We start from the raw sequence: 14206 nt of genomic DNA, 5'->3' as shown, positions 1-14206 counted from the left end.
AACGTTGATAGGGGGTATTATGTTTAAAAAATTAATGGCATGGTTAAGTCATATCTGGTTGCTGATGCGCTCGCCTAGTTCGGCATCATTAGGCTTCATTCTCTTTTTAGGTTTTTTTGGCGGTATCATTTTTTGGGGCGGCTTCAATACTGGGATGGAAGCGACGAATACCGAAGCATTTTGTTCTAGCTGTCACGCACCGATTGTTGAAGAGATTAAAGAGACAATTCACTATTCAAACCGCTCTGGTGTACGGGCTATTTGCTCTGATTGTCACGTACCGCATAATTGGACAGATAAGATGATCCGTAAGGTTCAAGCCAGTAAAGAGCTGGTGGCTTTTGCCATGGGCACTATTGATACGCCAGAGAAGTTCTATCAACGTCGTCGTCATTTGGCCGATCGTGAATGGGCCCGAATGAAAAAGAACAACTCGCAGGAGTGTCGTAATTGCCATGAATTTGCCTTTATGGATTTTTCAGAGCAAGGTCAGCGGAGCGTGAAAATGCACTCAACAGCCCTTGCTAATGGCGATAAAACCTGTATCGATTGTCATAAAGGTATCGCTCATAAATTACCCGATATGACAGGTGTAGAGGGTTGGCATTAACGGCTTAGCTTTTTATTTTATAAAACTAAGAGGTTAACTATGCAGTGGCCATGTTCAGACATCAGCGTGATCATTCTCGCGGGAGGTTGCTCAAGTCGTATGGGGCAAGATAAAGCCCTACTGATGCGAGAGGGTAAAACCCAGCTGCAGCACTGTGTTGAGTTAGTCCAACATATGGGATTTAGAGAAGTAAAAGTTAGCGGTCAATATCAGGGGGTTTCGTGCTTACCTGATTTGCACCCAAATACCGGCCCTTTAGCTGGTATTGAATCGGCGTTTAAATATGCAGCAGCTGCTAATGGCGCCTTACTCATTTTTCCTGTTGATATGCCTTTACTTTCTAAAGCTGAGATTCTCGCCCTTGTTGAGGGCACGGATCAGCACGGAGCTTACTATAGTGATGCCTTATTTCCATTGCTATTACCATTGAATCAAGCGCTAGAAGATTGTTTGGGAGAAATGTTTAATCAAGACGACCCTAAAAAGCGCTCTTTATATCAATTGCTTAAACGCGTAAACTGCAAAAAGATAACGCCAAACCCGCAACAAAGAGAGCGGTTAGGAAATGCAAATACGCCGACGCAATGGCGACAACTTACACAATCCAGTGAACCGTTTACCTAGCCTCAACGCGGAGCCTTATCGGTAGGCATGGTCTGTATTCTTATCCCGTTTTGATTGAAGTAAACCACACTTATAGAGTTCTTAATTGAGGGCATTAAGCCCTGTTTATCAAGGAAAATTACATGGGTCACGCAGAAAAAACCTTTGAAGCTGCCAATATTGCAGTACTTACTGTGTCTGATACTCGCACCGAAGAAAATGATACTTCTGGGGCTTACTTAGTTGATGCATTAAAAACGGCAGGTCATAACTTGATGGCGAAAGAAATTGTCATTGATGATAAATATAAAATTCGCGCGGTGGTGTCTGAGTGGATTGCAGATGAAGCGATCAGTGTTATTTTGATCACTGGTGGCACTGGTTTTACTGCGCGCGATACCACACCAAAAGCCGTGTCCATCTTGTTCGATAAGCAAATTGAAGGTTTCGGCGAGTTATTTCGTCATGTGTCCTTTGAAGAAATTGGCACTTCCACCATACAAAGTCGTGCTCTGGGTGGTTTTGCTAATCGCACTGTTATTTTCTGCATGCCGGGCTCGACTAATGCCTGTAAGACCGCTTGGACCAAAATTCTTGCCTCGCAGTTAGACTCACGCTCTAAGCCGTGTAATTTTATGCCCCATATTGGCGTTTAGTGTCGTGAAAGCATCAATGACAGATTTTACCCATATTAACCAACAGGGTGATGCACATATGGTAGATGTTACTGAAAAATCGGTAACACAACGCCAAGCCATTGCAGAAAGCTATATTGACATGTCGGCCGATACCCTAGCGCTTATTTTATCTGGGCAGCATCATAAAGGCGATGTGTTTGCCACTGCAAGGATTGCTGGGATCATGGCGGCCAAGAAAACCGCTGACTTGATCCCCTTATGTCATCCATTGGCGTTAACCAAAGTTGAAGTGGAGATTATTCCTGAGCCAGAACTGAATCGGGTACGAGTGCAAGCGTTGTGTAAGTTATCAGGTAAAACAGGCGTTGAAATGGAAGCGTTAACGGCGGCTTCCATTGCAGCATTAACCATCTATGATATGTGTAAGGCCGTGCAAAAAGACATGGTGATTTCGCAAACGCGTTTACTTGAAAAGCAGGGCGGAAAGTCTGGGCACTTTAAGGGAAAATATGATTAATGTTGTGTTTTTTGCCAAATTACGTGAAAGCTTAGGCATTGAAAGTATCCAACTCGATACTAAGGGCATTGAGACGGTAGAGGATGTATTGCAGACGTTATATCGTCATCACCCTAGCTGGAAAGGGGAGTTAAGCCAAGGGCCATTATTGGTGGCAATTAATCATGATATGGCGCGCTTAACCAGTGCCGTTAAAGCCGGCGATGAAGTTGCCTTTTTCCCACCGGTGACAGGTGGTTAAAGGGGAGGAGTATGATACGAGTACAAACGCAAGATTTTGACATTAACCATGAATATAAGCTGCTGGCGAGTAAATCGGAAGCCGGTGCGATAGTGACTTTTGTCGGTCTTGTTCGGGAAATGAACCTTGCCAAAAAAGTCACAGCCTTACATTTAGAGCATTACCCAGAGATGACGGAAAAAAGCTTGCGTAACATAGTGCAGCAAGCAAAACAGCGCTGGGATTTAATTGATGTTACCTTGATCCACCGTGTGGGCACTTTGGGCCTTAATCAGCAAATTGTATTTGTTGGGGTAAGTAGCCAACATCGTGGTCAGGCTTTTGCTGCTTGTGAATTTATCATGGATTTTCTAAAAACACAGGCGCCATTTTGGAAAAAAGAACATTCCGAGTCAGGAGAGCTCTGGCTTGATGCCAATGACAAAGATATGGCTGCTGCTAAGCGTTGGCAGCGCTAACTGGGATTGAAATTGCTAGGGGCTCTCAAGCCCCTGATGGTTTAAGTTAGTTTAAATAATCACTAAATACTTCAATGGTGACGGTTTCCCCCGCAGCTACATTGCCGCGCGCTTGCTCTAGTATGACAAAGCAGTTCGCCTGGCTCATGCCACTAAATACACCAGAGCCTTGGCCACCTGTGCTGCTCACAGTTAGTTTTCCATCGTCATTAACTTGGTAAATACCGCGCTGAAAATCAGTACGTCCAGGTACTTTTTTAAAGCCATGAGTGGTGATAGCCGGAAGGCGCAGGGCTTGTGTTGGTTTCGCCCCTGCCATTTTTGCCATAGTGGGTAATGCTAGTTGCGTTAAGGTCACTAGCGCTGAAACTGGGTTGCCAGGTAGACCAAAAAAGACACTGTCACTGAGTTTACCAAACGCAAAAGGTTTACCAGGTTTGATAGCGAGTTTCCAAAAACCAATTTCACCCAACTGCTCGAGTATGTCTTTGGTGTAATCTGCTTCACCAACCGACACACCGCCGCTGGTGATCACTACATCTGCTTGTTGGTTAGCTTGAAGAAACGTGTCTTTAAGCAGGGCTGGATCATCAGCAATAATACCAAAATCAATCACCTCGACATTCATTTTGCTTAAAATAGCATTAAGGCAGTAACGGTTACTGTCATAAATTTGTCCCTCTTTAAGGGCTTGATCCACATGCTTCAATTCGTCGCCGGTAGAAAAAATAGCTACTTTAAGGGGTTGGTACACATTCACTTTTGCAATACCAAGGGAAGCGAGCAAAGGAATATCGCGGCTACGTAAAGTGTGTCCTGCCTCGAATAAACGCTGGCCAGCAGTGATGTCTTCGCCGCGCAAACGAACATTTTGTCCTTGGCGAACATTGGCTTGAAATTGAATGAATGAGCCATTTATTTGTGTATTTTCTTGCATTTCAACGCTATCAGCATCCTCAGGTAAAGGTGCCCCAGTCATGATTCGAATACAGCCTCCTTTGGGGATATCGCCTCTAAACGGCGCTCCCGCAAATGACTTTCCGACTAGAGTGAGCTCAGTATTATTGTTTAAGTCGGCCGCTCTGAATGCATATCCGTCCATTGCTGAATTATTAAATGGCGGAACATATACCGGTGAAATAACGGCTTGTGCAAGGGTAAAGCCAATGGCTGATTGGATCGGCTGTGTTATTTGCTCGCAAAAAGGTTCAACCGCGTCTAACATTTGCGTTAATGCATCTGCTATGGGTTTTAGGCCGGGGGTATCACAACATCCCATCTGGTGCTCCTTCTGTTTATGTCGATTGACTCTCATTATGCTATTGAATGCCCCTAAGAATAAGCTTAAGAACAATAAAAAGTGAAATGTCTGGCTATACTTAAGTCATTACTTACCTTAGAGGTAATGTGCATGACAGTTAAATTAGCCCCGCAAACTCCAGAGCAAGTGGCAAAAGCTCAGACCACTAAAGGGATTGAGGATGAAAAAAGCGACATCAATCAATCCAAACAAGACTTAGATGCGTATTTAGACAATCTACTGGAAGATGTTTTTAGCCAATTACCGGGCAGTTGATGTTGCAATTGCGGCAAAAAACCTCTATTTATGCCGATATATTTGCTAAAGGATAAAATGGATGTCTGTCACAAACCAAGCGGCGTTAGTGGTTCGCGATGCGTTAATTAGCCGAGGTTTAGAAACCCCAGTGGTTGAAAATGGGTTAAGTAACAGTGATAAAAAACAGAAAATAGAGCAACACTTTGGCGACATAATGGCATTGATGGGGCTGGATTTAGGCGATGACAGCTTGGCCGAAACGCCGCGTCGTATTGCAAAAATGTACATTGACGAGATATTTTCTGGCTTAGATTACGAAAACTTTCCCAAAATCACCGTTATCGAAAATAAGATGAAAGTTGATGAAATGGTGCAAGTGTCTGACATTTCATTAACCAGTACCTGTGAGCATCACTTTGTCACTATCGATGGCCGTGCCACGGTGGCTTATATCCCCAAAACGAAAGTGATTGGCCTGTCTAAAATTAACCGCATAGTGCGCTTTTTTGCCCGTCGCCCGCAAGTACAAGAGCGGCTAACTCAGCAAATTTTATGCGCTTTACAAGCATTGTTAGAAACAGACAATGTTGCCGTTTCTATTGATGCGGTGCATTACTGTGTTAAAGCGCGCGGCGTACAAGATGAATCAAGTCATACTCGCACTACGTCCTTAGGTGGCAATTTTAAATCTAAACCTGAAACCCGTCAGGAATTTTTGCAAGGTATTCGCTAAATGAATGACGTGACAGTTAAACCACGAGTGGTGATCCGCTATTGCACTTTATGTCGCTGGTTACTGAGAGCTAGCTGGATGTCGCAAGAGCTGTTATCGACCTTTGCTGACGATCTCGGTGAAGTGGCATTAGCGCCAGCCGAAAAAGGCGAGTTTAAAATTTATGTTAATGATCAGCTGATTTGGTGCCGAGTGCGGGATGAAGGTTTCCCTGAAGCCAAGATTTTGAAGCAGCGCGTGCGTGATGTGCTATTCCCGGAGCGAGATTTGGGCCACAGCGATAGATAACCCGAAACGAAATTTTACCGTCAAGCAAATTCTATCGGGTTAGGGTTGGCTTAAACAGAACTGGGGGCGAGGTAGGATCTACCCGAGCTGCGGTCATTGACACTCGGGGAAATAATCAATTCACTTCTGCAGGCTCAGGTAAGTGCGCGTTGATGTAACGCTGGCGTTTATTGGCTTTTAGCTGCGCTAAATCCACTAACACTAAGCCATCAATACAGTTATTAAAATCAGGATCGATGCCAAAGTCTAAAAACTTTACGCCGCCGGGATCGCATACTTCACTGTATTGTTTGTATAAAGTGGGGATGGCGGTGCCCATGTTGTCTAACACGGCTTTGAGGGTAATAAAGTCTTGTTTGTAATCATTGCCGACAAACTCAACGCTTAAGCTGGTCAATAAATTTTCAGGCACTTGGTATGGCACTTTAGCAGTTGCCATGTCTGACTCTGCCGAGAAATATAATTGGTAAAAGTAGATTAATAAGTCTTTGGCATTTTTTGGCAAGCTGTCACTGATACTAACAGGGCCAAATAGATAACGATATTGTGGATGTTTGGCAATAAACGCGCCGATACCGAGCCAGAGATAATCTAAGCTACGGCGACCCCAATATTTAGGCTGGACAAAGCTGCGTCCTAGCTCAAGGCCTTGAACGAGGTAGGGCTTCATTACTTCACCATAGTGAAACAATGATTGACTGTACAAGCCATCGTCGCCTTGCGCTTTGATAATTTCTGCCGCCTTGGCAAAGCGATAAGCACCGGCTATTTCTAACTCGTCAGCATCCCATAAGATTAAATGCAGGTAATGGCTATCATAATGGTCAATATCGCGCTTGGTTCCCGTGCCTTCGCCCACGGCGCGAAATGAAACCTCACGTAAGCGACCTAATTCGCGCAGCACTGGTGAGCTGTCGCTGTGTTTGTATAAATAAATATGTTTGTTGTCGGGGGTTGTGCCTAATTTTTCACAGCGCTCAACCGCTTGCTTTAAGGCTATTCGTGGTTCGGGATGAGCTATCGGGGTTTCGGTTCTAAAATAGCCATTTTTGCCTTTAGCAAGTCGATAGGTTTGCTTTTGCAGTAACTTAACTTTGGCGCTAGTGGATATTTGATCCCCTTGGTAGCTGTCATAAGGCACCATCTTGCCTACGGTCATTTTTACTGTATTAGCATTTTGCTTAAACATTTCTTTTACCAGCAGTAAGGTTGCAAGCGGCTTGTACAGCATTGATGTGCCATAAAACAGTGCGGAATTACGCGCTTGAATATGAATAGGCAGGATAGGCGCTTGGGCGCGACTGGCCATGCGTAAAAAACCGCTATTCCATTTTATGTCTTTAATACCAGTTGGGCGCAGGCGTGACACTTCCCCTGCTGGAAAAATAATTAATGCGCCGTCTTGTTGTAAATGATTATGGATGTTTTGCAGGTTTTCCTTCACCGTTAAGCCGTTCATGTTGTTCACCGGCAGCAGCGTTGGTTGCAGTGGCTTAATCGACATTAATAGCTCATTGGCAACCACTTTTACATCGGGGCGAATGCGGTGGATAAATTGCAATAATGCTAAGCCATCGAGTGAGCCAATAGGGTGGTTAGCAACAATCACCACTTTGCCGGTTACAGGGATCCGCTCTATTTCTCGTTCGGTAGTGCGATAGCTAAAGTCGAAGTAGTCTAATACCTTCTCAACAAAGTCAAAACCAGTGAGGTGCGGGTAGAGTTGACCAAATTCAATAAATTCCTTCTCGTGTAATAAGCGGCGTAAAAAATAAGTCACTGGCTTACGTAGCCAAGGCTTATCAGTAATTTGAGGAAAATGTTGGTTTACCACTTGGTCGACTGAAAACATATATCATCCTTAACAGTTAGGCTGGCTTGAGCCCTGAAAAGGTGTTGTCATCTAGGAGCTCAATAGCTCAAAAATAAGCTGGATATGTGACAGTGCGTTGGCAGAAATGTGTCGTAAAGGTGACGATGCAGACGTTTGCGAAAAACGTGTTAATTAAAGGATAAAAAAATACCCAGCTAGGCTGGGTATGTGTTCGATGGTATCGCGTTTGATTAAGCGAAGTTTGCTGCAGCAAATTCCCAGTTAACCAATGCCCAGAAACCTTTTAGGTAATCAGGACGAACGTTACGGTAATCGATGTAGTAAGCGTGCTCCCAAAGATCCACAGTTAGGATTGGAGTAACACTTGCGTCTGTTAGCGGCGTTGCTGCATTAGACGTGTTTACGATAGCTAGGCTACCGTCAGCATTTTTAACTAACCAAGTCCATGAAGAACCAAAGTTGTTTACTGCTTTGTCGTTTAGCTCAGCTTGGAATTTTTCGAAAGAACCAAAGCTTGCATCAATTGCGGCAGCTAGTGCGCCAGTTGGTTGACCGCCACCGTTAGGGCTTAAACAGTTCCAGTAGAACGTGTGGTTCCAAACTTGAGCAGCGTTATTAAAAACACCACCTTCAGAAGTTTTAACGATCTCTTCTAGAGATTTGTTAGCAAGCTCTGTACCTTCAACTAGGCCATTTAGCTTAGTTACGTAAGTTTGGTGATGCTTACCGTAGTGGTAAGACAACGTTTCAGCAGAAATATGTGGTTCTAATGCATCTTGTGCATAAGGAAGTGCTGGAAGTTCAAAAGCCATTTTTATTCTCCATTGCTCGTTATGCCTCTGTTTTGTATCAGAGGTTGTTGAATTTTACGCAAACACTTTAGCCTTTTTTGCGACATTGATCTAGATCAACGTGACGCCTAGTGGGCTTTTCTTTAGAATACGTATTATCAGGTGGGTTGAAACAAAGACCCTATTTAATTTACGATTTTTTGTGGTGCGCCTTTAGGGTAGACTATATAAAAATTATGCAGTGTGAGGATAGTATGGAAACCTTAGAAAAGATCAAAAGCCAAATCAGTGAAAACACCATCTTGTTGTACATGAAAGGCTCCCCGAAATTTCCAAGCTGTGGCTTTTCCGCGCAAGCATCTCAAGCACTGATGCAGTGTGGTGAGCAATTTGCTTACGTTGATATTTTACAAAACCCAGACATTCGTGCTGAGTTACCAAAATACGCAAACTGGCCTACTTTCCCACAACTTTGGGTTGAAGGTGAGCTAGTGGGTGGTTGTGACATTATTCTAGAAATGTTTCAACAAGGTGAGCTACAGCCCCTTATTAAAGAAGCTGCGGCTAAAGCAGCACCTGAAGGCGAAGCCGCTGACGCATAATGGTTTAAAGCGCAAATATAAAGGTATCCTAACGGGATACCTTTTTTTATGTCTTAATTTTATGCCTGATTTAATGGAGCATTACAGGATCATGGCAGCAATCCAACCAAAGACCAGAAGTGGAATATTATAGTGAATAAAGGTGGGTACCACGGTATCCCAAATATGATCGTGTTGGCCGTCGGCATTTAAACCTGAGGTTGGGCCTAAGGTTGAGTCAGATGCGGGTGAGCCTGCATCACCGAGAGCAGCGGCGGTACCCACTAATGCCATAGTGGCCATTGGCGAAAAGCCAAACTGAATGCACAAAGGCACATAAATGGTCGCGATAATGGGAATAGTTGAGAATGATGAGCCAATGCCCATGGTGATCAATAAGCCAACAATTAACATCAGCATTGCCGCTAAGCCTTTATTTTCGCCAATCATTGAACCAATAGAGCTTACTAATGTTTCCACGCCGCTGGTGGCCTTAATTACTGCTGCAAAGCCTGCAGCTGCAATCATAATAAAGCCGATCATCGCCATCATGCGCACACCTTGAGTAAAGGCATCTTGGGTTTCTTTAAAGCGGATCACGCCGCCTAAGGTAAAAATAGTAAAGCCAGCGAGCGCACCGAGAATGATCGAATCGGCATAAAGCTGCAGGGTAAGTGCTGTTACAATGGCAACCAGCGCGACCCCAATATGGCCCGGTTTAAAAGTTTTATTTTCTGGCTCAGCGGCTAGAATTTTTTCCAGCGAATATTCACGGGGTTTACGATAAGACACGAACAAGGCTACTAATAAGCCTAATACCATGCCTGCTACCGGTAATGCCATCGCCAGCGGTAAATCTGATGCCTCTGCGGTTAAGCCGTTACTGGTTAGATTAGCAAGCAAAATATTGTTTAAGAAAATGCCGCCAAATCCCACCGGTAATAACATGTAAGTGGCGGTTAAACCTAAAGTGATCACACAAGCCACCGCGCGGCGGTCAATATTAAACTGCGCCATCACATGGAGCAAAGGCGGGATCAAAATAGGAATGAACGCAATATGCACCGGCACTAAGTTTTGCGAGCTGATAGACACCAACAAAATAGCGGAGAACAACACGGTTTTAAACCAAAAAATATTATTGCTGGTGGTGGTACCGCCAAAGGTATTAATCACTTTTTGCGCCAGTAGGTCGGTAATGCCTGAGCGAGAAATAGCCACAGCAAACGCGCCAAGCATGGCATAGCTTAAGGCAATGGTTGCGCCGCCGCCTAAACCACCATTAAAAGCGCTAATGGTTTCCTCAATAGAAAGCCCACCCACCAAGCCGCCAACAATGGCGCTTAAGGTAAGGGATATTACTACGTTGATCCTAAGTAAACTGAGTATCAGCATTAAGCTGACAGCGATAACAACCGCATTCATTAGTAAATGTCCTTGTGTTTGTTGTGTTTGTTCGAAAGAAGTTAGCGCTGTCGCTCTACGGCTACTTTGCTAGCGGCGGGCATATTAACAGATAAAAACACAGGGATTTTGATTTATTATGCAATAGTTGACTATTCTCAAGTGTTTTTATGGTGGGAGTGGGTGGCTGTTGTCGCTAGAGGTTAGGGTTAGTTAGGATTTACTTGGGCTTGGGCGGTTATGAGTTAACAGTTGTCGCATAACATTATTCGTTGCCGTTTTGTCGGAAGAACACAGCGAGGGCGCAGCGTGTTCTATAATTGATTGTTTACTATAGATAAAAAGGATGTAAATATTGTGGATATGTTTTAGACGCCGTTTTGGGGCGTTTTATCACCCCATAATGGGATCTAATAAGCTGTTATGTTTGGAAATTCATGAACCCAGCCATCAAAAAGTTGAAACAGTATCTAGAAGAACTAGAAGCTACAGATTCATTTGCGACAGTCGAAGAAAAAGCGGAGCATTTTGGGCTGATTATCCAAGTTCGCGCATCAATAGGTCAGCTTGAGTTATGTGAGAAGTTCGAGATACACGCAGGATCATTGGTGAGTGTTTTGCCTGAAACGGGCGATATACATACGGGCTACCTCGCTGTATGTGACAATGAATCTTCGAACTCTGAATATTGGGAAGAAGTTCTTTTTGATGGACGGCAAGTTCAGTTTAGTAGCGGTGATTTGATCATTCGGAAGTAGAACCACACATCAAGCATAAGGGGTTGCGTAACCTGTCCATGTTGGAACAAAGGGGACTCCCACCTAAATTACTTTTTGACAGCGCTATAGATTCAATTGTGCAAGGGAAGCTGGCCTATATAAGGAATAAGAGGGTGCAATTGGAACCAATTAGGAAGAGATGGTTTATATACCCAGTTTGGGGCTTCAAACCCTATGTCATTGAGCAAAGAGAGGGGTAATCTGGAACCGGTAGCATTAATTCATATGCAGTATGAGAGATAAAAACAACAGTGATAAGCCCCAATCACAGTGTTAGCTTAACTTGGAATTGAGTGATGAAATTAAAGCTATTAAGAATCTATAGTGATGATCTAAATCCGGCCGGAGCAGGGCTTCCGAGAGACTGGGAAAGATTCAATGTGAGAGTTGAAGTTGATGTTTGTTTTGAGGGGCATGAAGTAGACAGCGTATTTTTTGAGTTTTATGTGGCTTCGCCAAGCGCGCTCTTATCTAGTGCTGTTAATACCTTCATGCCGCCAACTTTGATCCTTGAAGAATTTAATTGGTCAGAGATCAAGATCAGGGTGATAAAGTTGTTAGCGCATGCGAATGGTGCAACTAGCTGGCAAGAAGTGGCGTTCAAATTAAATGGTCAAATGAGGCCCGTCAGCATGAGTTGCTTTCCCAAGAGAATGATCGACTAGAAGACGAAATCTAACTGGCAGCCGCTGCGTCTGAGTCGGACGAGAGCTGATACTAGAAGAGGATGATATGAATATGGAAAGTATCCCAAATGATGCAGATGGAATGTCATTGTTAAATCTTAGAGAGCATGGTTCTAATTTATCCAAGCCAATGGAAATAGATTTTTTTGTCGCTGTTCCAAACCCTGAAATTGGAGTGTTACTGAAACCATTAATTGAGCCGCTCGGATTTGAATGTTCCTTAGAGCATGATGAAGAAACGTCTGACTGGACGTTATATTGCTTTATCTTGGTCGTTCCTGCATACGCCACGATTATTGACATCCAAAAACGATTGAATACCATTGCTAATCCTTATGGTGCAAAAAGTGATGGTTGGGGATCCTTCGGTAATGCCAGCTAACGCTATTTTAGTAACAGGGGAGAAGCGAGTTTTAGCCTAAGCACCAAGGCGCTTGCGCTACCTTTTTTACTATTCAATGTCTGCTTGGCAGGGGAGTGATTAGAAGCTGATTCGTAAACGGCGTTATATTTTCTTTGGATTTTAATATGGATAACCTTTCAGATATTTGTAATACGTGGCTTGCTAATGCTGATTTGGATATCAGTATTAAGGCAGGCAGAGGCGGGTGTGTGGTTACGCTGACATTCTACGTGTTCGGCATCAGGAAAAAGGCAGTAGTAGAGTGCTGTAAGCCAACCAAATTCTGTGTGGATCAGCCTTCTTATGAATTGCCTATGTACACAGTGTTTGAAGCTGATATCACGCGCAAGTCAAAATCTCACCTTGTCGATATGATAGATGTAGATTTCTATGATGAATTGCCCGAAAAGCTGTGGCATATAAACGTATCTGCGGGCGATGCTCGAATTAATCTGATTTGTGAAGCTATCAACTGGGAAGCTTGTGATATCACCGAAGCAGAGTATGAAATGTTTAATGAATATAAATAATTTAGTCTGTCCATTCTGTCACTACTTCAGCCTCAACTCGTTTTTGGACAGAAATGAGTTAACGTAACCTGCCGCATAATATTATTAGTCGTCGTTTTGTCGGAATATAACAGTGCTACCTGCACTAAATCGGTAAAGTACTGTTTACCTTATATAAAGTAAATGCAAATATTGAAGGTATGTTTTAGGCGCTGTTTTGGGGCGTTTGATCATCCCTTTAGGGGTCTAATAAGCTGTTATGTGTAAAGAGAGTTTATGAGCAAGGAAGTCAATATCACACTCACTGAAGATGAGGCCTGGGTCTTATTCGAATTAACTCGAAGGTTTAGTGATAGCGATAAACTAAATATTGAAGATCAGGCCGAAGTGCGCGCCCTTTGGAATTTGTGCTGTATCCTCGAGAAGGTATTGCATCAAGAATCTTCAATTGAATACAAAGAACTTATTACGCAGTGCAGAGATAGGCTGCGGGATGAAGAGTAATTACAAACACATAACAAACAAAGGCAGCACCGCCCTTCGGGCTGGACGCGCCAACTCGCTCCGCTGCTTTGGGCGTTGGGCCAAGAGTATTGTATGTCGATAGAAACAATCAGAGAAGCAGTGTGGCCTGAAATACTAAAGCTACAATCAGAGGTCTATCAGCTTGTCGAACCCGAAAGTCTAGAGGTGTTAAAGGATAAATGGAACAGAACACCCAAATGCTGCTTTATCTATCGAGACTGTGAAGAACTAAAGGGTTATTTGTTAGCGCACTCTTGGAATAAAGAGCAGCCTCCAAAGTTGTTTAACGCCTTACCTAAAGAAACTGAAGGGGACATCTTGTTTCTTCATGACTTGGCAATTGCAAGCTCATCATTTGGCCAAGGCATTGGTTCCAAACTGATGAAGCATCTGGTTGGGATTGCAACTGGTTTGGGTTTCAAAGAAATTAGGTTGGTTTCAGTCCAGAACTCAGAGATGTTTTGGCAAAGGCAAGGTTTTAAACCGTTGTCGGAAAAAGTGTGCAAAAGTTATGGTGCTGATGCGCAATTGATGTGGCGAAAACTCTAGGCCTAATCGGGTAACCGGAGGTATCTAACCTCCAGCCCCCACACCACCCATCATGCACTCTCGATTGAGAAGATGTGCTATGGGCGGTTCATCATCAGTAATGAATAGTAATCAAAATCTCCTTCAGTGATCCAGACCTTGACGCTTTTTTTGATCATGTCGAAAGCCAACATAACTTGATCAATTTCTATCTCATTTTGAAACAGAAATGAGTTAACAGCTTTATAAGCCAATACAGCGCTGATTTGGCCAATGTAAAGTAACTGGATATCTAAATTCTGCGAAGGGGTAATGTATAGAGTTTGAGCTAAATTTATTGTTGTTGACGAAACCTGATCTCTCTAAATAGAGGCGTAAATAGTCATTGCATTGATATTTACAAATTGGTTACAGTGTTTCTCTATCTTGGATAAAAGGTACCAGTGTAGTGGTACAACTATTTTGGCCACCTGATTAGAGGTGATAAGATCACCGTAACTAAGCAGGTATCAATATGTCA

Annotated in this window: 20 protein-coding genes; 16 read left to right on the top strand and 4 right to left on the bottom strand. The window is 43.5% G+C overall.

What is annotated here, in order from left to right; genetic code table 11:
• Window positions 1–34 precede the first annotated feature (34 nt).
• The 6 genes from Q4519_RS12575 to moaE all read left to right on the top strand — a co-directional run bounded on the left by Q4519_RS12575 (window position 35) and on the right by moaE (window position 3067).
• Window positions 35–610: a NapC/NirT family cytochrome c gene (locus Q4519_RS12575; RefSeq protein WP_232803646.1), complete on the top strand. Its 576-nt coding sequence runs from the start codon at window positions 35–37 to the stop codon at window positions 608–610.
• 39 nt (window positions 611–649) lie between these two features.
• Entirely contained in the window at window positions 650–1234 is a 585-nt protein-coding gene (locus Q4519_RS12570; protein ID WP_303512690.1) for a molybdenum cofactor guanylyltransferase, read from the top strand.
• 122 nt (window positions 1235–1356) lie between these two features.
• Window positions 1357–1869, top strand: coding sequence for a molybdenum cofactor biosynthesis protein B (gene moaB, locus Q4519_RS12565; protein WP_303512687.1), 513 nt, complete (start codon window positions 1357–1359; stop codon window positions 1867–1869).
• Between the two features lie 16 nt (window positions 1870–1885).
• Window positions 1886–2368, top strand: a complete 483-nt coding sequence (gene moaC / locus Q4519_RS12560) for a cyclic pyranopterin monophosphate synthase MoaC (RefSeq protein WP_232803614.1) — start codon at window positions 1886–1888, stop codon at window positions 2366–2368.
• A complete protein-coding gene (gene moaD, locus Q4519_RS12555; RefSeq protein WP_232803613.1) occupies window positions 2361–2609 on the top strand; it encodes a molybdopterin converting factor subunit 1 in 249 nt (82 codons plus the stop codon). Before moaC ends, moaD begins: the two co-directional genes overlap by 8 nt.
• A gap of 11 nt (window positions 2610–2620) precedes the next feature.
• The gene (moaE, locus tag Q4519_RS12550; protein ID WP_303512682.1) at window positions 2621–3067 is read left to right on the top strand and encodes a molybdopterin synthase catalytic subunit MoaE; all 447 of its coding nucleotides are present in this window, start codon (window positions 2621–2623) and stop codon (window positions 3065–3067) included.
• A gap of 46 nt (window positions 3068–3113) precedes the next feature.
• Here moaE and moeA read toward each other — a convergent pair whose 3' ends face one another.
• Entirely contained in the window at window positions 3114–4346 is a 1233-nt protein-coding gene (moeA, locus tag Q4519_RS12545; RefSeq protein WP_303512679.1) for a molybdopterin molybdotransferase MoeA, read from the bottom strand.
• Window positions 4347–4478: 132 nt separating this feature from the next.
• Between moeA and Q4519_RS12540 the strand changes: the two genes are divergently transcribed.
• From Q4519_RS12540 to Q4519_RS12530, 3 genes are all read left to right on the top strand, one after another.
• Complete coding sequence (locus Q4519_RS12540) at window positions 4479–4643, top strand: hypothetical protein (RefSeq protein ID WP_232803610.1); 165 nt, start codon at window positions 4479–4481, stop codon at window positions 4641–4643.
• Window positions 4644–4704: 61 nt separating this feature from the next.
• Entirely contained in the window at window positions 4705–5358 is a 654-nt protein-coding gene (gene folE / locus Q4519_RS12535; protein WP_232803609.1) for a GTP cyclohydrolase I FolE, read from the top strand.
• A gap of 9 nt (window positions 5359–5367) precedes the next feature.
• Window positions 5368–5646 carry a SelT/SelW/SelH family protein gene (locus Q4519_RS12530; RefSeq protein WP_348983278.1) on the top strand — a complete coding sequence of 93 codons (279 nt, stop codon included), beginning with the start codon at window positions 5368–5370 and terminating at the stop codon, window positions 5644–5646.
• Window positions 5647–5761: 115 nt separating this feature from the next.
• Here Q4519_RS12530 and Q4519_RS12525 read toward each other — a convergent pair whose 3' ends face one another.
• Entirely contained in the window at window positions 5762–7498 is a 1737-nt protein-coding gene (locus tag Q4519_RS12525; RefSeq protein WP_303512672.1) for a lysophospholipid acyltransferase family protein, read from the bottom strand.
• 212 nt (window positions 7499–7710) lie between these two features.
• On the bottom strand, window positions 7711–8292 hold the full coding sequence (gene sodB / locus Q4519_RS12520) for a superoxide dismutase [Fe] (protein WP_232803606.1): 582 nt from the start codon (window positions 8290–8292) through the stop codon (window positions 7711–7713).
• 233 nt (window positions 8293–8525) lie between these two features.
• On the opposite strand from sodB, the gene Q4519_RS12515 reads away from it, so the two are divergent.
• On the top strand, window positions 8526–8873 hold the full coding sequence (locus Q4519_RS12515) for a Grx4 family monothiol glutaredoxin (protein WP_232803605.1): 348 nt from the start codon (window positions 8526–8528) through the stop codon (window positions 8871–8873).
• 81 nt (window positions 8874–8954) lie between these two features.
• Here the strand turns inward: Q4519_RS12515 and Q4519_RS12510 are convergent, their stop codons facing one another.
• Window positions 8955–10277 (bottom strand): Na+/H+ antiporter family protein, encoded by a 1323-nt coding sequence (locus Q4519_RS12510; RefSeq protein WP_232803604.1) that lies wholly within the window; start codon window positions 10275–10277, stop codon window positions 8955–8957.
• A 416-nt stretch (window positions 10278–10693) separates the two neighbouring features.
• Between Q4519_RS12510 and Q4519_RS12505 the strand changes: the two genes are divergently transcribed.
• The 6 genes from Q4519_RS12505 (at window position 10694) to Q4519_RS12480 (ending at window position 13707) form a co-directional block, all read left to right on the top strand.
• Window positions 10694–11014, top strand: a complete 321-nt coding sequence (locus tag Q4519_RS12505; RefSeq protein ID WP_303512665.1) for a hypothetical protein — start codon at window positions 10694–10696, stop codon at window positions 11012–11014.
• A 317-nt stretch (window positions 11015–11331) separates the two neighbouring features.
• Window positions 11332–11700: an Imm8 family immunity protein gene (locus Q4519_RS12500; protein WP_303512662.1), complete on the top strand. Its 369-nt coding sequence runs from the start codon at window positions 11332–11334 to the stop codon at window positions 11698–11700.
• A gap of 73 nt (window positions 11701–11773) precedes the next feature.
• Window positions 11774–12103, top strand: a complete 330-nt coding sequence (locus Q4519_RS12495; RefSeq protein WP_303512660.1) for a ribonuclease E inhibitor RraB — start codon at window positions 11774–11776, stop codon at window positions 12101–12103.
• A gap of 146 nt (window positions 12104–12249) precedes the next feature.
• Window positions 12250–12654 carry a hypothetical protein gene (locus Q4519_RS12490; RefSeq protein WP_303512657.1) on the top strand — a complete coding sequence of 135 codons (405 nt, stop codon included), beginning with the start codon at window positions 12250–12252 and terminating at the stop codon, window positions 12652–12654.
• 255 nt (window positions 12655–12909) lie between these two features.
• Window positions 12910–13137, top strand: coding sequence for a hypothetical protein (locus Q4519_RS12485; RefSeq protein WP_303512655.1), 228 nt, complete (start codon window positions 12910–12912; stop codon window positions 13135–13137).
• A 93-nt stretch (window positions 13138–13230) separates the two neighbouring features.
• Complete coding sequence (locus tag Q4519_RS12480) at window positions 13231–13707, top strand: GNAT family N-acetyltransferase (RefSeq protein WP_303512652.1); 477 nt, start codon at window positions 13231–13233, stop codon at window positions 13705–13707.
• Window positions 13708–14206: the final 499 nt, after the last annotated feature.

Source organism: Motilimonas sp. 1_MG-2023 (assembly GCF_030547455.1).
Classification (GTDB): domain Bacteria; phylum Pseudomonadota; class Gammaproteobacteria; order Enterobacterales; family CBDFNC01; genus Motilimonas.
The sequence above is the reverse complement of the archived record's forward strand: the minus strand, read 5'-3'. Positions and strand labels throughout refer to the sequence as shown.